This is a genomic window from Achromobacter kerstersii (genome assembly GCF_902859595.1).
In the GTDB taxonomy this organism is placed as follows: Bacteria; Pseudomonadota; Gammaproteobacteria; order Burkholderiales; family Burkholderiaceae_B; genus Achromobacter; species Achromobacter kerstersii.
The window spans coordinates 311,959-338,625 of the sequence record NZ_CADIJQ010000001.1; the positions used below are offsets into that span (position 1 = coordinate 311,959).

Here is a 26,667-nt window from a genome sequence, read left to right on the forward strand (position 1 = left end):
TACGCGATATTCAATTTGGCGAATCAGTCCGCACTTGCCGCTTCCCGCAACGCGCCGATGAGCAACTCGGCCGGTCTGGACAGCGAGCGGCCCGCCCGCCGCAAGATGCCGATGTATCGATATAGCGGAGGATCTTCGATCGCAATGCGCCGCAGGCGCGTGGTGTCGTCTCCTCGCACCACCAGCTCTGAAAGGATGGCCACCCCGAGCCCCTGCGCCGCCATCGCCGTGATGGTCGAGTTATAGACGGCCTCGTATGCCGCGGGCAGCGAAATCTTGTTCTTGTCGGCCGCGGCCTCAATGTGCATGCGGATGCTGCTTTCCCTGACCGGCAGAATAAGCGGCGGGCCGGCCAGGTCTTTGAATTTCACTGAGTTCCGCTTCGTCCACGGGTAATCCGGCGCCACAAAGGCGCAGAAGCGGTCGGTCATCAACTTCTCCCAGACCAGCTCCGGATCGCGTTTAACCGGGCTGCCAACACCAAAATCGACCTCGCCGTTGCGGATCATATAGGTCAGGCGAGCGGCCACGGTGTCTCGGATACGGAGGGTAATGCGGGGATAGTCGCGATTCAGCCGATGAATCGCACGGGGCAATAGGCCCGCAGCCACCGACGGCAGGGCCGCCACCGTCACGGTGCCACGGTCGGGATCGGTTGCCTCTCGGGCATGGGTGACCAGGTCTTCAATTTCAGCGACTAAGCGTTCGATTCGCGGGAACAGTTCCTGGCCATGCGGCGTCAGCGTCACGCTTCTGCGATTGCGGTCGAACAGTTCCGTGCGCAAGTGCTTTTCAAGCTGCTGGATCTGGATGGTGAGCGCCGACTGGGAGATGTGCAGTTCGTAGGCGGCCCGGGTGAAGTTTCCCAGGCGGGCGATCGCGAGGAAGGCGCGCAACTGCTTGAGATCACCCAGCATTACCGGTCTCCGTGTTGGTACGCCAACTGACGAACTATTGATATTTTTGAAAACTCTATTCGTTTCTTTGAATTTTACCAATCGCTACCGCCTCTGTAAATTGTGGTGCAGCAGTTGACCAGGCACCTAACCAGGAACAAGCGATGAGCAGCATCAACAAAGTGGTGGTGGTGGGCGGTGGAACCATGGGTTGCGCGGTGGCCGCCATGTTCAATGTGGCGGGGTGGCGCGTCCATGTTGTCGAGTCGGATGCGGCGGCGCGGCTTGCCTTGCCCGGAAAAGTGGATGCTGCCGCGCAGGCGCTTGGCGCCGATGGGCGTCAATCACCGCCATCCATTCATAGTGCGCTGATCCATGTGGACTGGGCCGATGTCGATATCGTCATTGAATGCGTATTCGAGGATCTCGCACTCAAGCAGGCAGTCTTTGCCGAACTTGAAACGCTGTGCCCAGCCCCGATTCCCTTGACCAGCAATTCATCAAGCTTTCCCATCAGCCAGATCGCGAAAGGCCTGGCGACCCAGAGCCGGATGCTCGGGCTGCACTTTTTCATGCCCGCCCATCTTGTGCCGGCGGTGGAGGTGGTTTGCAGCGAGGCGTCCGATGCGTCGACCGCCGATGATGTCAGCGCCATCATGCTGGCGGTCGGCAAAAAGCCGATCCGCGTCAAGCGCGATATCCCGGGGTTTCTGGCCAACCGCATTCAGCATGCGCTGATGCGCGAGGCAATCGCCCTGGTCGAAGAGGGCTTCGCCTCGGCGCAAGACGTAGACGCCGCCGTGCGCTATGGGTTCGGCTTTCGGTACATCGCGGCCGGCCCGCTGCTGCAAAAAGATCTGGCGGGTATCGACATCCACTGCGCGGCGGCGACGACGATGTATCCGTACTTGCGTACCGACCAGGAGCCCAGCGCCTACATGCGCAAACTGGTCGCCAACGGCGACATCGGCGTGAAATCGCCCTCGTTGCGCGGCTTCTACCAATGGACGCCCGAGCAAGTGGCGGTCGAACAGAGACGTTACGAGACGGCACTGCTGAAAGCCGCGCGAATTCTGGCGGATGAAGAGGTGGCCCACTGACACCCCATATCCAGCAAGCGCGGCATTCATAAACGACGCCAACAATAAAAATCTGCAATGCAGTTCCCTGCCAAAAACAAAGGGGAGAGGTGATGAGACAAGACAAGCAACACGGGGAGGCACGATGAACGAACACTCTGCATCCCACAGCACGTTCCGGGCGGTGCAACGAACCATGGAGTCCATCAACAACGCCGCAGAAAAAGTCGCCGGGCTTTTTCTCTTCGGCATGATCGTTGCCGTTTCCATTTCTGTTTTAGCCCGGCTGCTTTACACCTACACCGGCATCTCGGTGTCCACGCCATGGGCCGAAGAGCTTGCGCGCTTCCTGATGGTCGGAAGCGTCTTCATTGGCGGCGCGGTGGCCGCCTACCACCTGCGCCTGATCGGGGTCGACGTCTTTGCCAGCCTGGTCCCCGAGCGGCTTGCCCGCTGGCTGCGGTTTGTGTCCCATCTGCTGACCCTGGCGCTGGCGGTGCTGCTGGTATGGAAATCCACACGGCTGATTGAACTGGGCATGAAGCAATGGTCGCCCGCGATGGAAATGCCCATGGCCTATGTCTATGCATGTATGGCGATCGGCTGCCTGCTCATGTGTGCGAACACGCTGACCAATGCAGCCAAAGAGCTGCTGAACGTGGAATCGCCACAACGTGAATCAGCGGAAATGGAAGAGGCCATGGAAATCAAGAACAGTGTCGAGGGGGCAATATGATTCTCGTGCTTGGCTTGTCGTTTTTTCTGATCATGCTGATCGGCGCGCCGATCATGACCGCGCTGGGGCTGTCCGCGGCGATGGCATTGCAATCGGGTGACCGGTCGCTACTGATGGTGGTGCAGATGGCCTTCCAGGCGCTGGATTCATTCAGCCTGATGGCCGTGCCATTCTTCATTCTTGCGGGCCATCTCATGCAGTCGGGCGGCGTGGCGCGAAGGCTGGTTCAGTTGGCCAATGCGTTCGTCGGCTGGATTCGAGGCGGCTTGGGCGCCGTCGCCGTGCTCACGTCCTTGCTGTTTGCCACCGTGTCCGGGTCGTCGTCCGCAACCACTGCGGCAATTGGCTCGGTGCTGATCCCCGAAATGGAGAAAAAGGGCTATCCACGAGCCTTCGCCGCATCGATTGCGGCGTCGTCCGGGGAACTGGGGGCCATCATCCCGCCTTCCATTCCCATGGTCGTCTATGCGCTGACGGCCAATGTGTCGGTCGGTGCGCTGTTCATCGCGGGCATTCTGCCGGGGCTCTTGATTGCCTTGTCGCTGATCCTGACGGTTTGCGTGATCGCCAGCATCAAAGGCTTTGACGCCGTGCGTGTGATGAGCCTGAAGGACTGGACAACTGGCGTGCTGACGGCCTTGCGGGACGCGATGTTGGCGCTGATGATGCCCGTCATTATTCTCGGCGGCATCTATGGCGGCTTGTTCACGCCTACCGAGGCATCCTGCGTTGCGGTGCTCTACGGCCTGGCGCTGGGGATGTTCGTCTACAAGGAAATCACCCTCAAGAATTTGCCCACCATCTTCGGCCGGGCCGCGGTGATGTCCGCGATCATCTTGCTGATCGTCGCTTTTGCCGCGGTGTTTGCCTACCTGCTGACCATCAACCAGGTGCCGCAGCGCGTTGCCGCCATGCTGGGTTCGATGACCACCAACCCCATCGTTTTCCTGCTGCTGGTGAACATCATGTTGTTCGTCGTTGGCATGTTCATCGAAGCGCTGGCGGCAATCCTGATCATTGTGCCGATCCTGGCGCCCATCAGCGTGGCCTTCGGCATCGACCCGATCCATTTCGGCATGATCGTGATCACCAACCTGGCAGTCGGAATGGTGACGCCGCCAGTGGGCGTGAATCTGTTCGTGGTGTGCGAGGTTGCCCAGCTGAAGATGCATCAGTTGGCCCGCTACCTGGTCCTCTTCCTGGCGGTGTTGGTCGTGGACATCATGATCATTTCGTACGTGCCCATCCTCAGTACCGCGTTTCTGTAGGCAGCAGCACCGGGCCGCCGCCCGGTGCGAACTAAAAAAATCATAAATCTGGAAGTCACCCAGGAGACAAAAATGAGCATGCTCAAGAAGATCATTGGTACGGGAGCCATCAGCCTGTTGCTGCTGTCGGCGCCCACTCATGCATTGAACATGGATGTGGGGCACACACTGACCACGGACAGCCCGTTCCACGTCGGCACGCAGAAATTTGCCGATATCCTCAAAGAGAAATCGAACGGCAAGATCAACGTCACGGTGTTCCCGCACTCACAGTTGGGCGGGGAACTCACGATGATTCAAGGCGCCGTGGCCGGCGCGACGGACCTGTTTGTTACCGGGCAACCGGCCCTGAACAATGTGGTGAAAGAGTTCCTGGTTTTTGACACACCGTTTCTGTTCGACAACGTCCAGCAGGCCAATGAGATCCTGGCCGGACCCGTTGGCGACAAGTTCATGGCCATCCTTCCCAAGTATGGCCTTGTCGGCCTGGGCTGGTTTTCCGCCATTGAACGCAACGTCTTTGGCAACCGTGCCATCAATTCCGCTGGCGACTTGAAAGGCATGAAAATCCGCGTCATCCAGTCGCCGGGATACGTCGAAAGCTACAAGACCCTGGGCGCACAGGCCACCCCGATGGCGTATTCCGAGCTGTACCTGGCGCTGCAGCAGAAGGTGATCGACGGCGGCGAGACCACCCCGGATCAATTCGTGTCGGACAAGTTCATCGAGGTGTCCAAGTACTTCAACATGACGCACATCAATATCCATCCGGCGCTGCTGGTCATGTCGAAGACGCGTTGGGATTCCCTTTCCGAGAACGACCGGAAAATCGTGAAGGAGTCTGCCGATGAAGCCATGGCCTATGCCCGCGACTATTACAAGAAGGTCTACGACGACGGGATGAAGACCATGGCGGCAAAGGGCGTCACCGTCGTTCATCCGAGCGACATTGACTCCCTGGTGCAGGCAACCCGGCCTGTCGTGAAAAAGCTGGTCGGCGATGCGCCAGGCGGCCAGGCGCTCTATGACGCCGTGATCGAAGCCAAAGCCAACACCAAAAAATGATCCATGACTCCGCCCCGCCGGAAAAAACAGGAAAGCCGATGACTCATTTCAACCAACCTGAAAACCTGCGGGTGCTGATCACGGGCGCGGCAGGGAACATAGGCAAATGCCTGCGCGCACATCTGCGCGGCCGCTATGCCTTGCTGCGCCTGGCCGATATTGCCGAACAGGAACCCGCGCAAGCGGGCGAGGAAATCTGCACGATCGATGTGCGCGACATGGATTCGGTTGCGCGTTGCATGGAAGGCATCGATTGCGTCGTCCACCTGGCCGGGATTCCCGGCGTGGACACGTGGGACAAGATTCTGCCGATGAACATCGACGGCTGCTACAACGTGTTCGAGGCGGCTCGCCGCCAACACGTGCCGCGCGTCATTTTCGCCAGTTCGAACCATGCCGTGGGCTACCACCGCAGGGAAAAATTTCTGGACAACACTGTGGAACCCCGGCCGGACTCGCTGTACGGCGTCTCGAAAGTGTTTGGCGAGGCCCTGGGCAGGATGTATGCCGACAAGTACGGCATGTCGGTTGCCTGCCTGCGCATCGGCACATTCCGCACGCCCGACCGCCCAAGCGAAGCACGCCAGCTCCTGACCTGGCTCAGCCACCGGGACATGGCGCAGTTGGCGCGCCGCTGCATTGAGCACGAGTCCTATCACTTCGTTGTGGTCTATGGCGCGTCGAACAACCTGCGCAACCGGTGGGACAACTCCAACGTCAAATTCCTGGGGTACGAGCCGCAAGACGACTCCGAAGTTTTCGCCGCGGAAATACTCGCCCAGAACGTACCCGAGGACCCCATCGCCGCCCAGTTCCATGGCGGCTTCTATTGCCCCCTGGAGTTCGTTGGCACGACCGACCGCATTTCTTGAGCGGCCCGCGTAGAAATCGTTGCCGTCCACCAGCCATCAACCAGTTGCCGGGAAACCATGTACGCCGCACCGCCTGCCATTCAAGCCGAAGTCTTTGCCCGCCTGCCCGACGCCTTCCGCAAGCCGGAAGGCACTTCCGAGTGGCATCGCTACCAGCCGGGCAACCAGCCGCCTCATTCCCTGCTGGAGGGTCCGTCTTTTGACGCACACGGGCGTCTGTATTGCGTGGATGTGCCTTGGGGCCGCGTGTTCCGGGTGGACACGCAGGGCGGGTTCGAATTGATCGCCGAATACGACGGCGAACCCAATGGCCTGAAGATCCACCGGGACGGGCGCATCTTCATTGCGGACTATGCGCGCGGCATCATGCAGCTTGATCCTGAAACGGGCAAGGCAACGCCCGTGCTTGAAAGGGTGCACCTTGAGCGTCTGAAGGCCGTGAACGACCTGGTGTTCGCGTCTAACGGCGATCTGTATTTCACCGATCAAGGGCTGACCGGCTGGCACGACCAGACCGGCCGGGTATTCCGGCGTCGGGCCGACGGCCGTGTTGATTGCCTGTTGGACAATATCCCCAGCCCCAACGGTCTGGTGCTGGACCCCAGCGAGTCGGTGCTCTATGTGGCGGTAACGCGGGCAAACGCCATCTGGCGCGTCCCGCTCACTCGCGAGGGGCAGGTGACCAAAGTCGGAACCTTCATCCAGATGTCCGGCGGAGGCGGGCCGGACGGCCTGGCCATCGATGAAGACGGCAATCTGGCCGTGGCGCATGTGGGGCTGGGCGCGGTCTGGTTGTTCAGCAACCGGGGCGAGCCCATGTTGCGCATCAATTCGCCGCTCGGGGCATTGACGACCAATGTTGCCTTCGGCGGCCCGGACCGCAAAACGCTTTACATCACCGAGTCCGAGTCAGGGTCCATCCTGCGAGCCCCGATGCCCACCGCGGGCCGGGTCATGTATTCGGGTGTTTGAAGCCCCTGGTTGGCATCAAATGGCAAGCTTGCCCTGAGACGTACGTATAGAGTACGTCGCGCTACGGCCAGCCACGCACACACATCGTTGGCGGAGCGCGCGTACAACCAAATCAGGGTTTTCCAAGTTCATGGCAAGTCATAAAAAGCTGAAATCTTTTCGACGCCCGTTTGCGCGTTGCCTGCGGTCGGCCTTGCTAGCGTTCGCCGCCTTGCTGCTGCCACCAGGCGTGGCCTTCGCTGATTCTGCACTCGCGATTCGCAATGAATCCGCCAATGCGCTGAAGCACCTTTACGCGGTCGAACCCAGCACGAAAGAACTGGGCGACAAAGCGGTGGCCGTCTTGGTTTTTCCCAAGATCTATAAAGCGGGCTTCGTGGTGGGCGGCGAGCATGGGCAAGGCGCCTTGTTCAAGGGCAAGGAGCCTATCGGTTACTACGAAATCTCCGCGGTGTCCTTGGGGCTGCAAGCCGGCGCCCAGACCTTTGGCTATGCGCTTTTCTTCATGAACCAGAAGTCGCTGAACTATCTGGAGAAGAGTGACGGCTGGGCGTTGGGCAGTGGCCCCAGCCTGGTGGCTTGGGATAAATCCATCGCTTCCACCTTGTCGACGACAACCTTGTCTCAGGAAGTGTTTGCCGTGCCCTTCGGCGCACAAGGGTTGATGGCGGGTATGGGGCTTGAGGGCTCGAAGATTACCCATATCCGCCCCTGAGGCCCGGCGTCTGCGTCAGCCGGTTTTCATGGGCAGGCCTGCGCAAGGCAATCGCAGCAGCAGCAGCAGCCGGCGCAGCGTTATGCCGCCAACGATATGAACATTTACCCACACCTGGTGGCCTGCGAGCATTGCGACAGCGTGTACCGGCGTTGCACGCTGGCGGCAGGCGAGGTCGCGCGTTGCCGTCGATGCGACGCCGTGCTTGAGCGCGCCAACCCGCTGGATGCGGACCGATGGCTGGCATTGACCATCGCGACAGCCGTCGTATTTCTGATCGCAAACGTTTGCCCCATCGTCCGCATCAGCCTGAATGGCACGCACCGGCAGGCAACGTTGTGGGAATTCGCTTGGGCCTTGGCCCAGGGAAGCGTGGCGCCCCTTGCCATCGTTGCAGGCTTAGTGATGATCTTGGTGCCGCTTGCCCAGATCGCCTTGCTGACATGGGTGCTGAGCTATGCGCGGGTTGGCCGTCGCGCACCGGGCTTTGCCCGGGCGTTGAGGGCGCTGGCGATCTTGCGTCCCTGGAGCATGGTCGAGGTCGCCATTTTTGGGATTCTGGTGGCGATCATCAAGCTGGTGAGTCTTGTGGACGTGACGCTCGGCGCAGGCGTCTGGGCGACTGCCGCCCTGATGGTATTGCTGACGGTGATTGCTCACCGAGACCTGTCTGCGCTGTGGGATCAGACCGAAGATGAATCGGCATTGCGGCGTGGCGGTGCGGCGTGACCAGGACGCCATTCGCAAGCGATTTGTCGGTAGTGGGCTGCCACACATGCGGGCTGGTTTGCGAACGCGTGGACACGCCCGGGCGAGACGTTCAATGCCCCCGCTGCGGCGCAACGCTGCATCAACGGCGTCCCAACGGGTTTGCTCGCGCGTGGGCGCTGCTTGTGGCCGCCATCATCTGCTACATCCCCGCCAATGTGCTGCCGGTCATGCATTCCAGTCTGCTGGGCAGGGGCAGCAGCAGCACCATCATGGAGGGGGCCGTGGAGTTCTGGACATCGGGCTCCTATGGCATCGCGTTCGTTATTTTCATTGCGAGCGTGGCGGTGCCTTGCGCGAAATTCCTGATTCTTGGGCTGTTGCTCGTGACCTCACAGCGGCGTAGCCGATGGGCGACACGTGAGCGCGCCAAGTTGTACCGCTTGGTGGAGTTTGTGGGGTACTGGTCCATGTTGGATGTGCTGGTGGTGGCGGTGGTGGCTGCCTTGGTGCAATTCCAAGGCCTTACCGATATATCGCCGCGTGTCGGCATCCTTTTCTTCGGCATGGTCGTGATTTTCACCATGCTCGCAGCCATGTCGTTCGACCCCAGACATATCTGGGATGGTGAAATCAATGGTGGTGTTGAATGATTGAATCTTCCAAGGATCTTCACGGGCTGGATGCGCCCACGGTGATCCCCCGCAGAACGTGGCGGATCTCGCTTGTCTGGCTGGTCCCCCTGATCGCCGCGTTGGTCGGCCTTTCCATGCTGGTGCAAACCTGGGTCACTGAAGGCCCGGTCATCACGATTACGTTTCGTACTGCCGCCGGTTTGGAAGAGGGCAAGACCCTTGTGAAATACAAGGACGTGAATGTGGGCACGGTGACGGCAATCAGCCTTAGCGAAGACGGTTCCCGTGTGGTGGCAACGGTGGCGCTGGACAAGGATGCGGCCAGCCTGGCGCGCGAAGGCTCGCGGTTCTGGGTGGTGCGCCCGCGCATCGGCATCGATGGGGTTTCCGGCGTGGATACGTTGCTGTCGGGGGCATACATCGGCGTGGATCGCGGGCAATCAACGGAGCCTGCAAAAGAGTTCACTGGCCTGGAAAGTCCGCCCACTGTGATAGGCGACACGCCTGGCCGATCGTTCATTCTGCATACCGAAGATCTCGGCTCGCTGGATGTGGGGTCTCCTGTCTATTACCGACGCATTCAGGTCGGCCGCGTGGCGTCCTATCAGTTGGGCGACGATGGCAAGGCCGTCGCCCTGCGGCTCTTCATCAATGCGCCTTATGACCGCTTTGTCACCACGGCGACGCGCTTCTGGAACGCCAGCGGCGTGGATGTTTCGCTTGGCGCAGACGGGTTCAAGCTGCAAACCCAGTCTATTGCCACCATTCTGGCCGGGGGCGTGTCTTTCGGCACGGCCTTGGGGCTGACCGGTGAACCCGCCCAGGCGGATGCCACGTACGAACTGGCCAAGGATCAGCAGGCGGCGCTGGCGCCGCCTGACGGGCCATCGCAAACCGCTTATCTGGTCTTCGAGCAATCCCTGCGGGGGCTGGCCATTGGGGCGCCCGTGCAGTTCGATGGCATGGACCTGGGCAAGGTCATCTCGATCAAGCCGGATTACGATCCCGACAGGCGGCGCTTTCAATCCAAAGTCGGCATCGTGGTGTATCCGCAGCGGCTCAATGAAATCATGGAAAAAATGCCGCCGTCCGACGGGACCGAGGAAGACAGGCTGGTACGCCTGCTGCAAGAAATGGTGGCCCACGGCTTGCGGGCGCAGGCCAGGACGGGAAACTTGCTGACCGGCCAGCTTTATATCGCCTTGGACTTCATACCCAACACCCCAAAGGTGGTATTCGATTCGCAACGGCGTCCGATCACGCTGCCCACGGTCAGTGGCACGTTCGATCAATTGCAAGCGCGCGTCGCCAACATCGTGGGCAAGATTGACAAAATGCCCCTGGACAGCATCGCGCGCAATCTTGATGCGTCGTTTGCCAACCTGAACAAAGCGCTGCTGCAAGTGAACGGCCTGGTTCTGCCACAGGCCACGCAGACCTTGCGCCAAGCGCAACAAACCATTGGCGCCGCCCACGGCATGCTGGCCGAGGACGCGACGTTGCGACAAAGCCTGGGACAGACCCTTCAGGAAATTCAGCGCGCCGCTCGTTCAGTGCGGACATTGACCGACCTGTTGAGCCGAAACCCCGAGGCGCTGGTGCGAGGCCGCCCCAAGAACGCCACGTTCGAGGCGTCCAGCACGCCGCCCGCAAGCACGATGGAGACGCTTCCGCGATGACCCGGTCTATTCGATTCAGCCTGTTTATTCTGACCCTGGGCCTGGCGGCTTGCACCACTTCTGCGCCGGTACGCTATTACACCTTGCTAAGCGCACAGGACGATGTCCGGCGCGAGGCGGCGCCCGCGCGCTTCCTGGTCGACGTGCTGCCTGTGACGGTGCCGGAATATCTGAACCAACCCCAACTCGTCGTCAGACAAGACGACAGCGGCATGCTCGCCGTCCTGGATGACGAACGCTGGCTGGGTCCGCTGGACGAAGAGATACGCAATGCGCTGTCCGCGCAGCTTGCCGATGGCCTGGGCACCCAGGACGTCGCCGGCTTGTCGTGGCCAAGCGATGCGCAGGTGATCAAAGTGAAACTTCAGGTCCGCCGCTTTGACGCATGGCCGGGAAAGCGCGTGCAGCTTGAAGCGGGCTGGACCCTGCGGGATGCGCGTGACGCGGGCGGCGCCACGCTGGTTTGCCAAGGACGTTTTGAGCAACCTGCCGCCGCCGGTTATCCCGCGTTAGTGCAGGCGCAGCAGCGCTTGATTGCTGCGTTGGCCCATCAGATCGGCCAGGACGCGAAGGCGTGGATGGCTTCGCGGCAGTCGAAATGTTGACACTGGCCGCAACGCTCAACGACACGTCAACGTCTTTAACATCGACCTCTGCGCCTTCCTGATTCACTCTGGCTGATGGCACACGGCTTCCACGTTGTGGCCATCGGGGCCGAGGACGAACGCGGCGTAGTAGTGGGGGTGGTAGTGCGGGCGCAAGCCTGGGGGGCCGTTGTCCTTTCCGCCCGCGGCGATAGCGGCTTGGTAGAACGCGTCGACGTCGGCTCGGGCGTGGGCCGCAATGGCGATATGCAAGGGCGGCGTCACGGCGGATGTGGCGTACAGCCACATTGATGGCTTGCCTTGCCGGCCCAAGCCGACGCTGTTGGGGCCTTCCATGGCCAAGCCCACGCCCAGCGGGGCCAGCGCCTGAAGAAAGAACTTGCGGCTTTCATCCATATCGCTCACGCCGAAACCAAGGTGATCAAACATGACGCCTCTCCGTTGGGGACGGCGGGCTTGCCGTCCATAAACTTAGATCGCCATTATTTCGCGTTTTCAGGCACGGGCGCTTCACTGAATCAGATTCAAGCTCAGGAACGCAATTCCGGTCCAGAGCAGCAGAGCGACATGGGTCAGTTGCAGCGTGTCTTGGCGAATCCAGTATCCAAACCACAAGCCGGCAAGATGCATGGCGAAGAGGCAGGCAGACATGGCGGCGAGCGCGCCATTCAGCCAAGGCCGTGCGGAGTCTAGATCCCCCTGAATCAACAACAGGTAGCAGCCCGCCCAGGCCAGTGCGGCGCCTATGGTTTGGATCCACAGCAACACACTAAGCGCCGCCCGATGCGCATAGGGCGCGGAAACGGCGCGGCTGAGCAAGGGCGTGGGAATGCGGGGCGGCTCTTTCAACGGCAGCATGGCCATCGTTGCGCCGACGGCTGCGGCGGACCCTACAAAATCACGACTATTGTTCAGTGCGGCAAGCGTGAGCCACAGCGCCAAGCCGACAGCCTGAACGGCCAGGAACAACCAAATGGCGGTAAACGGAATCAACAGGGCGCCTCTATTAAACAAGATCTGGCTTGCATAATATGAGCGCGGCTTTTTTCATGCGGTAAAGCCCCCGTGCGGGCTGGGGGCATTTGGCTCCGATGCGACGGCAAGGTCGTGCAAGAGCGGGCTTATCCGGCCGTGATAGGCTTTTGGCATAAAACCGTCTCAATCGATGTAAGGGAGGACGCCCATGCTCTCAACCTTGATCTATCGCAGCCGCGTCGCGACGCCGCTTCAAGCGAATGACCTCAGCCGGTTAATGCAGAGCGCTCAAGAACGGAACGCCGCGGCTTCGATTACGGGAATTTTGCTTTTCGATGGCGTGCATTTCGTGCAACTGCTGGAAGGCCCTCACGATGCCGTCGATGCACTGTTTGAAGTCATAAAACGCGATCCCAGGCACATCAACGTGGTCCATCTTTTGCGAGACGATGCACCAGATCGTCGATTCGATGGCGATGCGATGGCGTTGATCGACTTGCGAGACGCTTCGGAGGAGCCCCGGAAGGCGATTCTTGCCAAGATGAAAGTCAGCGCGCATCTTGCCAGTAGTGACGACCGGGTGATCAAGATCCTCTTGATGTACGTGAACGCCCGCGGGATTGCGCACATCGTCGAAGGCGATCCCGCATCAGAATGGACCTTCGCGCCAGTCGCTTACCCCAGTCATCGCGATGGTGAGGAACCTGCGCACGGAAACCACTATCAATTTGCGCTTCAGCCGATTGTCGATCCGATGCGGCGCAACATCACCTCATTCGAATTTCTTATCCGCGGTCCGTCCGGCGGATCGCCTGAGCAGCTTTTTTCATCGCTTCCCACTGAGCTGCTTTATCAGACCGACCTTGAGTCCAAAGCACGCGCCTTTCAACTGGCGCATCGGCTCGGTCAGCAACACATCAAGATTTCGGTCAACCTGTTCCCGATGTCGTTGATTGCCATCCCCAATGCCGTGGACCTGCTGGTTGATCAAATATTGGCGAGCGGCCTATCGCCCAGCCAGGTGTTCGTAGAGGTGACCGAGCAGGAGGCCATTTCGTGCTTAGGCTCGTTCAGAGGCGCCATCAAGCAATTGCGCATTGCGGGCATCGGCGTGGCGATTGATGATTTCGGCGCGGGATACGCGGGGCTGTCGCTTCTGGCGGAGTTTCAGCCGGACAAGCTCAAGATCGACCGCAAGATCATCCAAGACATCCATACCGATGGGCCACGGCAAGCCATCGTGCTTGCCATCATCCAGGCATGCAAGGCAATGGGCATTACGCCGGTAGCGGAAGGCGTTGAGTCAGTGGAGGAGTGGTGCTGGCTGCAAGCCGCTGGCGTAGAGCGGTTTCAGGGGTATCTGTTCGCCAGGCCCGCGTTAAATCGCGTACCCGATATCTGGTGGCCGGAGCGCCGGTGACGGCCTCGGGTCAAGAAAGGGAAAGCGCCGGCTCAGCCGGCGCACAAGGAGTGGGTTAATTCCGCGTTGTCAGTTCACCAGCACCGGCTTATCCCGCCACTTGTCGGGAAACGTTTTCGCCAGGTTCTCTACCTTGGGAATGTCGTTCACCACGATGTACATGCTGTTGGGATGGCGCACCAGATAGTCCTGGTGGTAGCCCTCGGCCGGATAGAACGCTTGCAGCGGTTCCACCGTGGTGGCCAGCGCCTTGGGGTACACACCGGTTTTGTTCAACTGCGCGATATACGCTTCAGCCACTTTGCGCTGGTCGTCGTTGGCGGGGAACACCGTTGAGCGGTATTGCGTGCCGCTGTCGGGGCCTTGGCGGTTCAGCTGGGTGGGGTCATGGGCCACGGAAAAATAGATCTGCAGCAGTTGACCGTAGCTGATCTGCTTGGGGTCGTAGGTGATTTCGACGGCTTCGGCGTGGCCGCTGCGGCCGCTGCTGACGGTGTCGTAGTTGGCGGTGTTTGCTTTGCCGCCTGCGTAGCCGGACACGGCGCCGGATACGCCCTTGACGTGTTGGAACACGGCTTGCACGCCCCAGAAGCACCCGCCTGCGATCACGGCTTTTTGCTGGGCGGTGGCGTCATTCGCTTGATCTACCGCGGGCGGCGGGATGATGAACGCGGACTCGGCGGCTTGCGTGGCGGCTGCGCCCAGCAGGCCGGTGGCGGCGGCCAGGCTGGCGCAGAGGTTGCGGATGGTGAATGTCATGATGAGTCGGTCCTGAAAATAGGCGTTTAGGATCAGGCTTGCGGGGCGAACGTCATGGCCACGCCGTTCATGCAGTAGCGCAGGCCGGTCGGGCGGGGGCCGTCGTCGAAGACGTGGCCCAGGTGGCCGCCGCAGTTGGCGCAGTGGACGGCGGTGCGGACCATGCCAAAGCTGCTGTCGCGGGTTTCACCCACGGCGGCCGCCAGCGGTTGCCAGAAGCTGGGCCATCCGGTGCCGCTATCGAATTTGGTGCTGGATGCAAACAGGTGCTGCTCGCAGCCCGCGCACGAGAACGTGCCGTTGCGGTGCTCGTCGTTCAGCGGGCTGGTGTAGGGGCGTTCGGTGCCTTCGCGGCGCAGCACATCGAATTGCGCGGGCGTCAGGCGGGTGCGCCATTCGGCGTCGGTCAGCGTGTAGGGAAACGAGGCGGCCGCTTTGGGCGGCGCGCTGCGTGCGGCAAGCAAGGGGGCCATGCCGGCGGCCAGGGCCGCAACGCCGCCCAGGCTCAGGAAATGTCTGCGATTCAATGTCATGGCGGGCTCCGTAAAACGTGGCGGGGGCGGGCGGCGGGGCGGGCGAATGCTGTCGCCCCGCGTGCCGGCGATTGTTCGGGCTGAAAAGCGCAGCCTTACTTCTTCATGTCGTCCTTGCCCATGCCGTCCTTCGACATGGAATCCTTCTTCATCCCGTCGTGCGACATGCCATCCTTGGACATGCCGCTCTTGGACATTCCATCTTTCGACATCCCATCTTTCGACATACCGTCCTTGGCCATGCCGTCCTTCGCCATGCCATCCTTGGCCATCCCGTCCTTCGTCATTCCCCCCTTGGACATGCCGTCTTTCGACATGCTGTCTTTGGACATGGAATCCTTGGCCATATTGTCTTTGCCCATGGTGTCGGCGGCATGAGCGGCCACGGCGCCAAAGGCCAGGCACAGGGAAAAAGCGGCAGTGGTAAGAGTCTTCATGATGCGTTCCTTTGAGGGAGAGGGACTATTGGAATTTCCACCTAGCTTCCGCCGAACCAGTTGTAGCCCTGGTCCTCCCAGTAACCGCCTGGGTAGGTGTTGGTGACAAAGATCGCCTGTATGTGCTTGGGATTTTTGTAGCCAAGCTTGGTAGGCATGCGCAGCTTCATGGGGAAGCCGTACTCGGGGGGCAAGGTCTTGCCGTCATAGGTCAGCGCCAGGATCGTCTGCGGGTGCAGCGCGGTCGGCATGTCGATGCTGGTGTAGTAGTCGTCAGCGCACTTGAAGCCCACGTACTTGGCCGTCAGGTCGGCGCCCACGCGTTTCAGGAACGTGGAGAAGGGCACGCCGCCCCATTTGCCGATGGCGCTCCAGCCTTCCACGCAGATGTGGCGGGTGACCTGGTCGATCTGGGCCATGGCGCGCAGTTCCTCCAGGCGCCATTGGCGCTTGTCGGCGACCATGCCGGTCACTTCCAGCCTGAACGATTCCTCGTCGACGTGGCGAACCTCGTCGATGCCGTAATAGGCATTGAATGGAAACGGCCGCGTGATCATGGATTCGGGATACGTCGGCGCAAGCTTGTTGGGGTCGAACAGCCAGCCCTGCACGCGGTCGTTAAAACGCGACACGGTGGACAGCGCTTTTTCGACGTTTTCGTCATCCGACAGCGAACACCCGGACAGCATCGCCAGCCCGCCCAAGGTCAGGCTGTTGCGCAGGAAGGTGCGGCGCGAGGGTTGTTCAACCCGCTTGGCCAACAGGTTCTTGGCTTCTTTTAGGATGGCGCCGCCATCCAGGCCCAACAGCGACAAACGTCTTTTCTGGCTCACGTCAGGCTCCTTATTTGCCGCGGATCATTGCGATCAGGCTGCGGGGCACCAGCGCCACCATCACCAGGTGCACGGCCACGAAAGCCACCAGCAGCGCCATCGCAAAGAAGTGGATGCGGCGTGCAAATTCATAGCCGCCCAAGAGCTCGCGCAGCAGGTCGAATTGCACCGACTTCCACAGCACCAGGCCGGACAGCACCAGCACCACGATGTCGACGATGACAAACAGGTAGGCCAATTTCTGCACCTGGTTGTAATGGCGCAGGTCGTTGTGCGAGAGCTTGCCGTGCAGCGCCGCGCCCAGGTCGGCGGCGACGCCACGGGGGCTGACGGGGAAGAACTTGCGGAACAGCCGGCCGGTGCCTACGTTCAAGGCCAGGTACAGCAGGCCGTTGGCGAACAGCAGCCACATGCCGGCAAAGTGCCATTGCAGCGCGCCGCCCAGCCAGCCGCCCAGCGTGATGTCTTTGGGAAACACGAAGTTGAAGAAGGGGGCGGCGTTATAAATACGCCAGCCGCTCATCACCATGATCACGACGGCCAGCGCGTTGATCCAATGCATCACCCGCAACCAGCCGGGGTGAATGACGCCGGCGGCGCGCGGGGCGGCCGGGGTATCGGGGGTTGCGGGGCTTGCCATCATGGCGGGTCTCCGGGGGGCGTTTACTTGTTGGAGCCATTCTTCCCCGGGGCCGATATCCAAGTCCTCACGCAAACTTAAAATAATTGTGATAACTCCACCGCCCCGTATTGGCGACAATGGCGGTACTGAACTGGCCCGAGCTCCCCCCCATGGATACGCCCCGACGCGTGCTGATTGTTGAAGACGATGCCCACATTGCCGAATTGCTGCGCTTGCACTTGCGCGACGAAGGCTATGCGGTGGAACACGCCGCCGATGGCAACGAAGGCATGCGGCGGCTGGAAGAGGGCAGCTGGGACGCGCTGGTGCTCGACCTGATGCTGCCCGGCATCGATGGCCTGGAAATCTGCAAACGCGCCCGCGCCATGGCGCGCTACACGCCCATCATCATCACCAGCGCCCGGTCCAGCGAGGTGCATCGCATACTGGGGCTGGAGCTGGGCGCGGACGATTACCTGGCCAAACCGTTTTCCATGCTGGAGCTGGTGGCGCGTGTGCGGGCGCTGCTGCGCCGCAGCGACGCCGTGGAGCGCAACGCGCGCATCGACGCCGGCAGCCTGGCGGTGCATGGCGTGTCCATTGACCCCATCGCGCGCACGGTTGACATCGATGACCGCCGGCTGGACCTGACGCCGCGCGAGTTTGATCTGCTGCATTTCTTTGCGCGCCATCCCGACAAGGTGTTCTCGCGCATGGATTTGCTGAATCATGTGTGGGGCTATCAGCACGAAGGCTATGAGCACACCGTCAACACCCACATCAATCGGCTGCGCACGAAGATCGAAGCCGACCCGTCCAACCCGCAGCGCATCCTGACCGTTTGGGGCAGGGGCTACAAGTTTGCGGCGGACCCGGGCGGCGCGGGAGCCGCAACATGAAACGCACAACATTGACCCAACGCTTGTCGGCAGTGTTCGCGCTGCTGTTGCTGGCGTGCTGCGGCGCGTCGGCATGGTTGCAGATCGCCGCCAATTCGCGCTACGAACAAGAGGTGGTGCAGCGCTTGTCCAGCGGGCTGGCGCAGCACATTGCCGGCACCACCGAATTGATGGATGCCAACGGCTGGAAACCGGATGCCGTGCGCTCGCTGTTCGACATGCTGATGGCGGTGAACCCGGCGGTTGAGGTGTACCTGTTGTCCAACGATGGCCGAATCGTTGGCGACGCCGCGCCGGCCGGCCAGATCAAGCGCGATCGTGTCGATCTGGCGCCCATCAAACAGCTGTTGTCAGGCGGCATGCTGCCGATTGTGGGCGATGACCCGCGCAACGTGGACGCGCAAAAGGTCTTCAGCGCCGCACCGGTGCGCGTGGGCGGGCAGGACAAGGGCTATGTCTATGTGGTGCTGCAAGGCCAGGCGCACGACGCGTTGGCGATGGCGGTATCGCGCAGTTCCGTGTTGCGCACCACGCTGTGGTCGATTGCGCTGGTGGCCTTGTTGGGGTTGGTGGCGGGCTTGACCGCGTTTGCGCTGATCACGCGGCCGTTGCGCGGGCTGACGCGGGCGGTCAAGGCGTTTGATGGCGATGACGGCCAGGCGCTGGCGGCGTTGGAGCAACCGGGTGATGCGCAAGATAACAGCGGCGATGAAATCTCGTTGCTGCGGCGTAGCTTTGTTCAGATGGGCCGGCGCATTTCAGATCAATGGCGTGAACTGACGCGGCAAGATCAGCAGCGGCGCGATCTGGTCGCCAATATCTCGCATGACCTGCGCACACCGCTGACGTCTTTGCACGGCTATCTGGAAACGCTGCGGCTGAAAGACGAGACGCTGGACGCAGGCGAACGCCGCCGGTATCTGGACATCGCGCTGGCGCAAAGCCGCAAGGTGGGCCGGCTGGCGCAGGAATTGTTTGAGCTGGCGCGGCTGGAATCGGGGCTGGTGCGGCTGGAGCCCGAGACGTTTTCATTGCCGGAATTGGTGCAGGACGTGTTTCAAAAATTCGAGCTGGCGGCCGAAGCGCGTCAGCAGCATCTGACCACCGATATCCCGCAGGCCCTGCCGCTGGTGCGCGCGGACTTAGGGCTGATCGAACGGGTGCTGACGAATCTGTTGGACAACGCCATCCGGCATAGTCCGCCGGGCGGCCGGATCGAATTGCAGCTGGGCGTGGCGCAGAACCGCGTGCAGGTGCAGGTCAGTGATTCCGGCACGGGTATTCCGCCGGAATTGCGTAGCGGCCTGTTCACGCGTGCGTCGGCGCTGAACCGGGGGCCGCGCGATGGCGGCGGCTTGGGGCTGGTGATTGTGCAGCGTATTTTGCAGCTGCATCAAAGCGAGATCCGGCTGGTGGAACGCCCCGAACCCGGCGCCGTGTTCCAGTTTGATCTGTCGGCGGCGCGGTAGGGCGGGGCGGTCGAGTCTTGCGGTGCCTTCCGGTGGTTGTTTCGGCGCTGTTGCTAATCGGCCATCACGCCGTGGCGGGCATCTGCCCGTGCAGCAGATAGTCCATCAGTTCACGCACCGAACGCATCGCGTGGCCAAACGGCAGTTTCGACGCGCCGCGGAAGAACAGGCCGCGGCTGACTTCGCCACGCAGGGCGGCGGCCAGCTTCAAGTCGATGCAGAATTGGCCGAAGCGTGACAGGCCATCGCGCAACCCGCATTGCGTCAGGCAGTCCATGCGCTGGCTGCAACGCCGGGGATCGCAGCGCGTGCCGGCTTGCAGGGTCTTTTCCTGGCGCAGATAGCGCGTGAGCCACGGCGTGGCCACGGCGCGTGCCGGCAGTCCTGCCACGCTGGTGAATTCCGCCAGCTCGGCCGGGTCGGCATCGATCAAGACGCGCTTGAAATTCTCGTGCGCATCGCCTTCATGCGTGACGGCAAAGGCGGTGCCCACTTGCACGCCGTCGGCGCCGTTGGCCAGCCAATGGCGCACCTGATCATGGCTGCCGACACCACCCGCCACGATCAGGCGAGGCGCGTCCTGGCCCAGTTGCAGCTCGTTGAACAAGGCATGGCATTCGGCCAGCACGCGCTGGAAATCGAAGCGTTCGTCGTGGATGTCATCCAGCCGCGCCGCGCCCAGATGGCCGCCCGCATAGCCGGGGTGCTCAATGACCACGGCATCGGCCAGACGGCCTTTTTTCATCCATTTCTTCAGCACGACGGCCACGCCGCGCGCTTCCGACAGAATCGGCACCAGCGCCACCTTCGGAAAATCCGCCGTCATTTCAGGCAGATCCATCGGCAAGCCCGCACCCATCACGATGGCCTGCGCGCCGCTTTCGCAGGCCTGGCGCACCAGCGCGGGGTGCCCGCGCACGGCCTTCATGACGTTCACGGCGACTAGACCCCGGCCTTGCGCCGTGTCCAGCGCGGCGCGGACTTCGCGGTCCAGGGCTTCCAGGTTGACGCGGTCGATCAGATCGCGGTCATTGCATTTGTCGGTTTGCTCAAGCAAATCGGGGTGGTGATGGCGCAAATCGATGCTGGCGATGGTGCCCACCGCGTTCTGGCTGGCGACCGCGCCGGCCAGACGATGAGCGGAAACGCCAACGCCCATGCCACCCTGAACAATGGGCAGCAAGTCGCGTCCGGCGAGTTTGAGTGATTTGAACCACGTCATGATGAGTCTTTCCTCTGGTCAAGTGGACAGAGGCTAGAGCAAGGGGTGACGGGTCGCCTTGCGCAGGATCAAGCGGGGGGCAAAGGCGCGGCGTAGTGTTCAGCCCACCCGGCCGGTCAGGCGCCGCGCGGCGTTCAGCACGTGGCTCAGGTGGTCGGGGTTGTAGCGGTGCGCGGGCGCGGTCAGCGTCACGGCCGCCGCGATGCCGCCCGACAGCAGGAACACGGGCGCCGAGATACCCGCTACTTCGTTCAGCCGGTCTCCCATGGCGGCAAAGTAGCCGTCGTGGCGGATGCGCGTGTAAAGCGCCTGCTCGGGGCCGGGCGCATTGCCCAGGATGTCGTCATAGGCCGTCAGCACGCGTCCGCCGCTGCCGCGTTCCAAGGGCAGCAGGTCGCCCGCGCGGATGTGGTCGCGCACCGGGTGCGGGGAATCGACGCGGTACAGGCACAGGCGCGCGTCGCCTTGGCGCACGTGATACGCCGCGCTTTCGCCTGTGGCCGCGACCAATTCGCGCAGCACCGGCACGACGATGTGCTCCAACGAAAACGACGCCGAGTAGATGCCGTGCAGGCGGGCGACTTCGGGGCCGAGCGCATAGCGGCCGTCGTCCAGGCGCTGAATCCATTGCGCGTGTTCCAGCGATGCCAGCAGACGCAACACGGTGCTTTTGTACAGCCGCGTGCGTTCGGCCAGTTCACCCAAGGACAACGTGCGGTCGGTGGGGGTGAAGACGGCCATCAGGCTCAAGGCGCGGTCAACGGCCGCCACGCCGCCTTGGGCGGCATCGGCATCGGCAACGGATTCGGTGGCGGCTTTACGCGGCATAGGGTTCCTTGAATTGTGGCGGCAGGTTCCATCCTTCAGAACGGCTGCGCGACATTGTAGGCAAACGCGGCGCCATCACTCCCGCTAAATCGCGCTTGACAGCAATTTTTGGTTTGTCGTTTAATTCTATTAGAAAGAACATCGTTCTATAAGATAGAATTTAACGGAGACTCACGCCATGGCGAATTCCGCCGCAAGCGACACCGATGTCCTGATCAGTGAAGTCGGCCCGCGCGACGGGCTGCAATCGGTGAAGGCCACGATGCCCACCGCTGACAAGTTCCGCTGGATCGATGCGCTGGCCGCCGCCGGCGTGCGCGAAATTGAAGTGGCGTCGTTTGTGCCGGCGCGCTTGCTGCCGCAAATGGCCGACGCGGCTGAAGTTGTGGCCTATGCCGCGCGCATTCCGGGTGTGACGGTGATGGCGCTGGTGCCCAATCTTCGTGGCGCCGAGGCCGCGCTGCGGGCCGGCGTGCACAAGCTGACGATGCCCGTCTCGGCCAGCCGCGCGCATTCGCTGGCCAACGTGAGGAAAACCCCGGAAGACATGGTGGACACCGTGCGCGCCATTGCCGCGCTGCGGGACGACATCGCGCCCGGCGTAAAGCTTGAGGCCGGCATTTCCACTGCCTTCGGCTGCACGCTGCAAGGTTTGGTGCCGGAAGACGAGGTGATTCGGCTGGCGGTGATGTGCGTGGAAGCGGGCGCCGATGAATCAGGCTTGTCGGACACCGTCGGCCATGCCAACCCGGCGCAGGTGCGCCGGCTGTTCCGGCGCTTGCGCGGTGAAATCGGGTCGAAGGCGGGCGCCGCGCACATGCACAACACGCGCGGGCTGGGCCTGGCCAATTGCCTGGCCGCCTGGGACGAAGGGGTGCGCACGTTCGACAGTTCGCTGGGTGGTTTGGGCGGCTGCCCCTACGCGCCAGGCGCGTCCGGCAATGTCGTCACCGAAGACCTCGTCTTCATGTTCGAGGCCATGGGCGTGCGCACCGGCATCGACCTGGAAAAAATCATCGCGGCGCGTCAGCCGCTGGCCGCCGGCCTGCCCGGCGAGCCGCTCTACGGCATGACGCCCGACGCCGGCTTGCCTCTGGGCTTTGTCCAGGCGCGCTAGCGGCATCCGCTTACCCCTCGCAATCAAGGTGCATTACCCATGACTAGCCGTGCAACGTCCCGCCTTCCATATGAAGGCATCCGCGTCGTCGAGTTCACCCACATGGTGATGGGGCCCACGTGCGGCATGCTGCTTGCGGACCTGGGCGCGGAAGTGATCAAGGTCGAACCGATAGGCGGCGACACCACGCGCCGCCTGCTGGGGTCGGGCGCGGGGTTTTTCCCCATGTTCAACCGCAACAAGAAGAGCATCGCGCTGGACCTGAAGCAGCCCGAAGGCGTTGAAGCCGCGCGGCGGCTGATCGATACCGCCGACGTCGTCAGTGAGAATTTCAAGTCGGGCGTCATGGACAAGCTGGGCTTGGGCTATGCGGCGCTGAAAGCCCGCAACCCCCGGCTGATCTACGTCAGCCACAAGGGTTTTTTGCCCGGCCCGTATGACAACCGCACCGCGCTGGACGAAGTGGTGCAGATGATGGGCGGGCTGGCCTATATGACGGGCCGGTCAGGCGACCCGCTGCGCGCGGGTTCCAGCGTGAACGACATCATGGGCGGCATGTTCGGGGCGATGGGCGCGATGGCGGCGCTGGCGCAACGCGAACACACGGGCGTCGGCACGGAAGTGCAGGCCTCGCTGTTCGAGAACAACGTGTTCCTGGTCGGCCAGCACATGATGCAGTACGCGATGACGGGCAAGGCGCCCGCGCCGATGCCCAGCCGCATATCGGCTTGGGCGGTGTACGACGTGTTCACCGTGAAGGATGGCGAGCAGATCTTCCTGGCTGTTGTCAGCGACAAGCAGTGGGACATCTTCTGCCGCGCTTTCGGCTTGCAGGAATGGCTGGCGGATACGCGGCTAAAGACCAACAACGACCGCGTGCAGGCGCGCGAGTGGCTGATGCCGCTGCTGCGTTCGCATCTGGCGGATTACCCCGCGGCGGCGCTTGCCGCACGGTTCGAAGAAGAAGGCTTGCCCTTTGCGCCCATCACCCGTCCCGAACAGCTGTTTGACGACCCGCATCTGAAAGCCACCGGTGGGCTGGCCCCGATCACGCTGCCCGACGGGCGCGAGAGCTTCGTGCCGCTGGCCCCCTTGACGCTGGACGGGCGGCAACCCCCCATCCGCTTGCAGCCGCCGGCTGTGGGCGAACACACCGACGCGCTCTTGCGGGCGGTCGGCTATCGCGACGACGAGATCGCGGCCTTGAAGGCAAGGCGCATAACAGAAGGAGACCAACCATCATGATCACGCTGACCCGACGCTCGTTTTTGAGCGCCACGCTTTGCGCGGCCGCGTTGCCGTTGCGGCTGCATGCCGCGTCCGCCTATCCGGACGGCCGGCCCATCCGGCTGATTGTTCCGTACACGCCGGGCGGCGGCACCGATTCGGTGGCGCGCGCGATTGCGGCCAAGATCACCGGGGCCGCCGGGTGGTCCGTGGTGGTGGAAAACCGCCCCGGCGCGGGCGGCAACATCGGTCTGGATACCGTGGCCAAGACGCGCCCGGACGGCTTCATGCTGGGCCTGGGCCAAACCGCCAACCTGGCGATCAACCCGGCGCTGATGCCCAAGATGCCGTTTGATGCCACCAAGGATTTCGCGGCGGTCGCCATGGTGGCGTCGCTGCCCGTGGTGTTGGTCGTCAAGGCCAACGCGCGCTGGAACACGCTGGCCGATCTGGTCAAGGAAGCGCGCGCGCAGCCCGGCGCCATCAAGCAGGCGCTGGCCGGGTCCGGCACCGTGGGCCATCTGGCGGGCGAGCTGTTGGCGTATCAAGCCAAGTTTCAGGTGCTGAACGTGCCGTACCGGGGCGCGGCGCCCGCGTTGAACGACCTGTTGGGCGAGAACACCGACTACATGTTCGCCACGCCGCAGGCCGCGCAGGAAATGCTGAAAGGCAAGGTGCTGCGCCCCTTGGCCGTCACTTCCCGCGAACGCCTGTCGATTCTGCCCGACGTGCCGACCGTGGCGGAATCCGGGTTCGATGGCTTCGAGGCCGTGGACTGGAAGGCGCTGGTGGCCCCGGCCGGCACGCCGCCCGAGATCATTGATACGGTCAACGGCGTCGTTGAAAAAGTGCTGGCGGACCCGGCCACCATCGCCATGTTCACGGCGGAAGGCAGCAAGCCGATGGGCGGATCGCCCCAGGCCGCGCAGCAATACATCCGGGACGAACAACAGAAGTGGGCACGGCTGATCCGCGAAGCCAATATCCAGACGGCGGCGTAGATGACGGACGGGGCGCCCCGGCACAAGGGCCGCCCCGGCACAAGGGCCGCCCCGGCAAAAAGGGCCGCCCCGGCAAAAAAATGGGCCGCCCGATTCGCGGGCGGCCCTTGCATGCCAAGCGGGCGCAAACCGTCAGGCCATCAGCTTCACAATGGCCGGCACCGACAGCACCGCCGTGTAGTAGCCCATGAACTGCACGCCCGTGTTGAAGCCAAACAAGCGCGACAACAAGCCGCCGAACAGACCCATCGTCAGGATCACGAGCAGGCCCAGGAACTGGCCTTCCCAGATGCTGATCACGATGATCAGGCCGACGAACGTGGCGATGATGGCTTCGTGGCTGACCTTGCGCGACACGAACAACGCGGCGCGGCGTGCGAAGTTCATGGCGAAGGGGTAGGACACCACCGCGGCCAGCAGCACCGCCAACATGCCGTAACCCAGGAATTCCCAGTGGTTCAGCAGGTTGTGCAGGTTGTGGGTTTCGCCGGTGGCGGCGTCAACCGTAAAGCGCGGCGGCGCGTTGAACAGCGGCGCGGCGGGGCCGGCGGCCACGGGGCTGAGCGGCAGGCCGAATGCGATCAGCGGAATGAGCGCTTCGGCGATGTACGTGGCTTCGGTGACGCCATTGCGCGCCGACAGCACCGTCGTCAGCCGGTGATACGCGTGCTTGATGCGCGAGCCCACCAGCTCGCCCAGCACCACCGTCATGGCGACGGGGCTGAACACGAAGGTGGCGCTGGAGATGGCGGCGGTGGCCAGCGTCCAGCGGGTCTGCGTGCGGTCCATGACCTTCAGCGGGTTCGGGAAATAGCCCGACCAGCCCTTGACGTCGGGCGCCAGCGAGAACGTGCGGACCTTTTCGCGCATCATCTTCGCGCGGCCCATGGGCGAGATCACGGTGAACAGATCGGCAATCAGCGGCCCGATGGCGATGCCCAGGAAGTAGCTGATGCTGAGCTTGACGCCGTATTTGGCGGTCAGGCTTTGCAGCGCGATGATCACCACCACGAACGGCACCAGCAGCGCCACGGCGGCCCAGCGTCCTGCGGAAAAGTAGGCGATCAACACGGCGGCGGCCAGGAAAATCCACGGCGCAGACTTGGTGATGGCCGCGCCAAACGGCGCCAGCAGCACGGCGAACAGCACGGCCAGCGGCACCGCGACAAAGGCGGCGACGATGGCGCCCGACACCATCTTGCGCAGCGCGATGTGCGGCACGCCCAGCTTGCGCAACATATTCGCGTCTTGCAGCAAGGGGGTGGCCAGCGTGTCGCCGGGAATGCCGAGCAAGGCCGTTGGCACCGCGTGCGTCATGTGTTTGGCGACGGCGCCCGCCAAGAAGAACGTGAACACGCCGGCGGGCGGCACGCCCAGCAGCACGACCAGCAAGGTCAGGGGCGCAAGCGTGGTGGTTTCATCGGTGCCGGACACCAAGCCAATGGCGGCGAACACCACGGCGCCCAGCAGGCCCATGGCGGCGGCCACCATGATTTGTTCAAGCAGGATCGGGTCGCTCATGCCAGCGCCTCCTTGGATGCGCCTTGCGGCAGAGTGTTGGCGGTGGCGGTGGCGGTGGCGGTGGCCGAGTCAGCCGCTTTTGCCGGAGGCTCGGTGAACAGGTCGTACAGATCCAGTTCCTTCAGTTCACGCACCACGGCTTCCGGCAGGTCCGCCAGGGTGCCCAAACCGCCAGGTTGCTCGGCCAATTCAGCCAGCACTTCGGCGCGCCAGGCCGGGTCATGCGTGGACGTGTGTTCGATGACTTCGCGTTTGGGCGGGAACAGGCGCGCGCAGATCACGCCTGCAATCACGCAGCCTGCCAGCCCGGCCAGCATCGCGTAGGCGTGCGCCAGTTCCGGCGACGCCACCATGCCGCGCAACCAGCGGCTGGCGGCGTAGAAGCCCGCCACGCTGATGGTGATGCCGATGCCGATGGCCCAGGCCAGCTGGCGCAGGTCTACGGTGTCGCTCCATACCTCGGCCAGGCGCCAGGACGGCGCCGGGGATTTTGGTTCCATGTCTCTCTCCGTTGGGTTGGGCGGCGCCGGCGTTACCGTGCGCCGCCTCTGTTCTTATGGGGGCATGCTGGGTG

Annotated in this window: 29 protein-coding genes; 17 read left to right on the plus strand and 12 right to left on the minus strand. The window is 62.6% G+C overall.

All coding sequences use genetic code 11. From position 1 onward, the window contains the following. Positions 1–23: 23 nt before the first annotated feature. Complete coding sequence (locus HV765_RS01440) at positions 24–917, minus strand: LysR family transcriptional regulator (protein WP_175168523.1); 894 nt, start codon at positions 915–917, stop codon at positions 24–26. A 143-nt stretch (positions 918–1,060) separates the two neighbouring features. Between HV765_RS01440 and HV765_RS01445 the strand changes: the two genes are divergently transcribed. From HV765_RS01445 to HV765_RS01495, 11 genes are all read left to right on the plus strand, one after another. After that, on the plus strand, positions 1,061–1,996 hold the full coding sequence (locus HV765_RS01445) for a 3-hydroxyacyl-CoA dehydrogenase family protein (RefSeq protein WP_175168524.1): 936 nt from the start codon (positions 1,061–1,063) through the stop codon (positions 1,994–1,996). Between the two features lie 124 nt (positions 1,997–2,120). Beyond that, the gene (locus tag HV765_RS01450; RefSeq protein WP_054428010.1) at positions 2,121–2,711 is read left to right on the plus strand and encodes a TRAP transporter small permease; all 591 of its coding nucleotides are present in this window, start codon (positions 2,121–2,123) and stop codon (positions 2,709–2,711) included. After that, positions 2,708–3,979 carry a TRAP transporter large permease gene (locus HV765_RS01455; RefSeq protein ID WP_175168525.1) on the plus strand — a complete coding sequence of 424 codons (1,272 nt, stop codon included), beginning with the start codon at positions 2,708–2,710 and terminating at the stop codon, positions 3,977–3,979. Before HV765_RS01450 ends, HV765_RS01455 begins: the two co-directional genes overlap by 4 nt. Before the next feature lie 72 nt (positions 3,980–4,051). Next, entirely contained in the window at positions 4,052–5,044 is a 993-nt protein-coding gene (locus HV765_RS01460; protein WP_175168526.1) for a TRAP transporter substrate-binding protein, read from the plus strand. 38 nt (positions 5,045–5,082) lie between these two features. Continuing rightward, positions 5,083–5,916: an NAD-dependent epimerase/dehydratase family protein gene (locus HV765_RS01465; RefSeq protein WP_054428007.1), complete on the plus strand. Its 834-nt coding sequence runs from the start codon at positions 5,083–5,085 to the stop codon at positions 5,914–5,916. Between the two features lie 57 nt (positions 5,917–5,973). Then, complete coding sequence (locus HV765_RS01470; protein WP_175168527.1) at positions 5,974–6,888, plus strand: SMP-30/gluconolactonase/LRE family protein; 915 nt, start codon at positions 5,974–5,976, stop codon at positions 6,886–6,888. A 193-nt stretch (positions 6,889–7,081) separates the two neighbouring features. Next, positions 7,082–7,603: a lipid-binding SYLF domain-containing protein gene (locus tag HV765_RS01475; RefSeq protein ID WP_175168528.1), complete on the plus strand. Its 522-nt coding sequence runs from the start codon at positions 7,082–7,084 to the stop codon at positions 7,601–7,603. Positions 7,604–7,699: 96 nt separating this feature from the next. After that, positions 7,700–8,332, plus strand: coding sequence for a paraquat-inducible protein A (locus HV765_RS01480; protein ID WP_175168529.1), 633 nt, complete (start codon positions 7,700–7,702; stop codon positions 8,330–8,332). A 68-nt stretch (positions 8,333–8,400) separates the two neighbouring features. Then, positions 8,401–8,964: a paraquat-inducible protein A gene (locus tag HV765_RS01485; protein ID WP_276529718.1), complete on the plus strand. Its 564-nt coding sequence runs from the start codon at positions 8,401–8,403 to the stop codon at positions 8,962–8,964. Beyond that, positions 8,961–10,625 (plus strand): PqiB family protein, encoded by a 1,665-nt coding sequence (locus HV765_RS01490; RefSeq protein ID WP_175168531.1) that lies wholly within the window; start codon positions 8,961–8,963, stop codon positions 10,623–10,625. Before HV765_RS01485 ends, HV765_RS01490 begins: the two co-directional genes overlap by 4 nt. Next, positions 10,622–11,230 (plus strand): PqiC family protein, encoded by a 609-nt coding sequence (locus HV765_RS01495; RefSeq protein WP_175168532.1) that lies wholly within the window; start codon positions 10,622–10,624, stop codon positions 11,228–11,230. The genes HV765_RS01490 and HV765_RS01495 overlap by 4 nt, the downstream gene beginning before the upstream one ends. A gap of 63 nt (positions 11,231–11,293) precedes the next feature. Here the strand turns inward: HV765_RS01495 and HV765_RS01500 are convergent, their stop codons facing one another. Next, positions 11,294–11,659, minus strand: coding sequence for a VOC family protein (locus tag HV765_RS01500; protein WP_054428000.1), 366 nt, complete (start codon positions 11,657–11,659; stop codon positions 11,294–11,296). A gap of 81 nt (positions 11,660–11,740) precedes the next feature. Next, positions 11,741–12,223: a DUF2165 family protein gene (locus HV765_RS01505; RefSeq protein ID WP_175168533.1), complete on the minus strand. Its 483-nt coding sequence runs from the start codon at positions 12,221–12,223 to the stop codon at positions 11,741–11,743. 190 nt (positions 12,224–12,413) lie between these two features. Here HV765_RS01505 and HV765_RS01510 point away from each other — a divergent pair, with 190 nt between their 5' ends. Further along, the gene (locus tag HV765_RS01510) at positions 12,414–13,625 is read left to right on the plus strand and encodes a diguanylate phosphodiesterase (RefSeq protein WP_175168534.1); all 1,212 of its coding nucleotides are present in this window, start codon (positions 12,414–12,416) and stop codon (positions 13,623–13,625) included. Positions 13,626–13,694: 69 nt separating this feature from the next. Here HV765_RS01510 and msrA read toward each other — a convergent pair whose 3' ends face one another. The 5 genes from msrA to HV765_RS01535 form a co-directional block, all read right to left on the minus strand. Beyond that, complete coding sequence (gene msrA / locus HV765_RS01515; protein WP_054427997.1) at positions 13,695–14,384, minus strand: peptide-methionine (S)-S-oxide reductase MsrA; 690 nt, start codon at positions 14,382–14,384, stop codon at positions 13,695–13,697. A gap of 32 nt (positions 14,385–14,416) precedes the next feature. Then, a complete protein-coding gene (gene msrB, locus HV765_RS01520; RefSeq protein WP_175168535.1) occupies positions 14,417–14,917 on the minus strand; it encodes a peptide-methionine (R)-S-oxide reductase MsrB in 501 nt (166 codons plus the stop codon). Positions 14,918–15,012: 95 nt separating this feature from the next. Next, positions 15,013–15,354 (minus strand): pentapeptide MXKDX repeat protein, encoded by a 342-nt coding sequence (locus HV765_RS01525; protein ID WP_054427996.1) that lies wholly within the window; start codon positions 15,352–15,354, stop codon positions 15,013–15,015. A 41-nt stretch (positions 15,355–15,395) separates the two neighbouring features. Further along, positions 15,396–16,187 carry a molybdopterin-binding protein gene (locus HV765_RS01530; RefSeq protein WP_175168536.1) on the minus strand — a complete coding sequence of 264 codons (792 nt, stop codon included), beginning with the start codon at positions 16,185–16,187 and terminating at the stop codon, positions 15,396–15,398. Positions 16,188–16,197: 10 nt separating this feature from the next. Next, a complete protein-coding gene (locus HV765_RS01535; protein ID WP_175168537.1) occupies positions 16,198–16,830 on the minus strand; it encodes a cytochrome b/b6 domain-containing protein in 633 nt (210 codons plus the stop codon). 149 nt (positions 16,831–16,979) lie between these two features. On the opposite strand from HV765_RS01535, the gene HV765_RS01540 reads away from it, so the two are divergent. Next, a complete protein-coding gene (locus HV765_RS01540; protein WP_054427993.1) occupies positions 16,980–17,708 on the plus strand; it encodes a response regulator transcription factor in 729 nt (242 codons plus the stop codon). Next, entirely contained in the window at positions 17,705–19,177 is a 1,473-nt protein-coding gene (locus HV765_RS01545) for a sensor histidine kinase (RefSeq protein WP_054427992.1), read from the plus strand. The genes HV765_RS01540 and HV765_RS01545 overlap by 4 nt, the downstream gene beginning before the upstream one ends. Positions 19,178–19,241: 64 nt before the next feature. Here HV765_RS01545 and HV765_RS01550 read toward each other — a convergent pair whose 3' ends face one another. Both HV765_RS01550 and HV765_RS01555 read right to left on the minus strand, forming a co-directional pair. Beyond that, positions 19,242–20,399 carry an NAD(P)H-dependent flavin oxidoreductase gene (locus HV765_RS01550; RefSeq protein WP_175168538.1) on the minus strand — a complete coding sequence of 386 codons (1,158 nt, stop codon included), beginning with the start codon at positions 20,397–20,399 and terminating at the stop codon, positions 19,242–19,244. A gap of 99 nt (positions 20,400–20,498) precedes the next feature. Next, positions 20,499–21,227, minus strand: coding sequence for an IclR family transcriptional regulator (locus HV765_RS01555; RefSeq protein WP_175168539.1), 729 nt, complete (start codon positions 21,225–21,227; stop codon positions 20,499–20,501). 178 nt (positions 21,228–21,405) lie between these two features. On the opposite strand from HV765_RS01555, the gene HV765_RS01560 reads away from it, so the two are divergent. From HV765_RS01560 to HV765_RS01570, 3 genes are read left to right on the plus strand one after another with little or no spacing between them, the layout of a single operon-like run. After that, a complete protein-coding gene (locus tag HV765_RS01560) occupies positions 21,406–22,344 on the plus strand; it encodes a hydroxymethylglutaryl-CoA lyase (RefSeq protein WP_175168540.1) in 939 nt (312 codons plus the stop codon). A 39-nt stretch (positions 22,345–22,383) separates the two neighbouring features. Further along, positions 22,384–23,589 (plus strand): CaiB/BaiF CoA transferase family protein, encoded by a 1,206-nt coding sequence (locus HV765_RS01565; protein WP_175168541.1) that lies wholly within the window; start codon positions 22,384–22,386, stop codon positions 23,587–23,589. After that, positions 23,586–24,572: a Bug family tripartite tricarboxylate transporter substrate binding protein gene (locus tag HV765_RS01570; RefSeq protein ID WP_175168542.1), complete on the plus strand. Its 987-nt coding sequence runs from the start codon at positions 23,586–23,588 to the stop codon at positions 24,570–24,572. Before HV765_RS01565 ends, HV765_RS01570 begins: the two co-directional genes overlap by 4 nt. Before the next feature lie 132 nt (positions 24,573–24,704). On the opposite strand, the gene HV765_RS01575 is transcribed toward HV765_RS01570, so the two are convergent. Continuing rightward, a complete protein-coding gene (locus HV765_RS01575) occupies positions 24,705–26,093 on the minus strand; it encodes a tripartite tricarboxylate transporter permease (RefSeq protein ID WP_054427986.1) in 1,389 nt (462 codons plus the stop codon). Continuing rightward, positions 26,090–26,593, minus strand: a complete 504-nt coding sequence (locus tag HV765_RS01580) for a hypothetical protein (protein ID WP_175168543.1) — start codon at positions 26,591–26,593, stop codon at positions 26,090–26,092. Before HV765_RS01580 ends, HV765_RS01575 begins: the two co-directional genes overlap by 4 nt. Between the last annotated feature and the right edge of the window lie 74 nt (positions 26,594–26,667).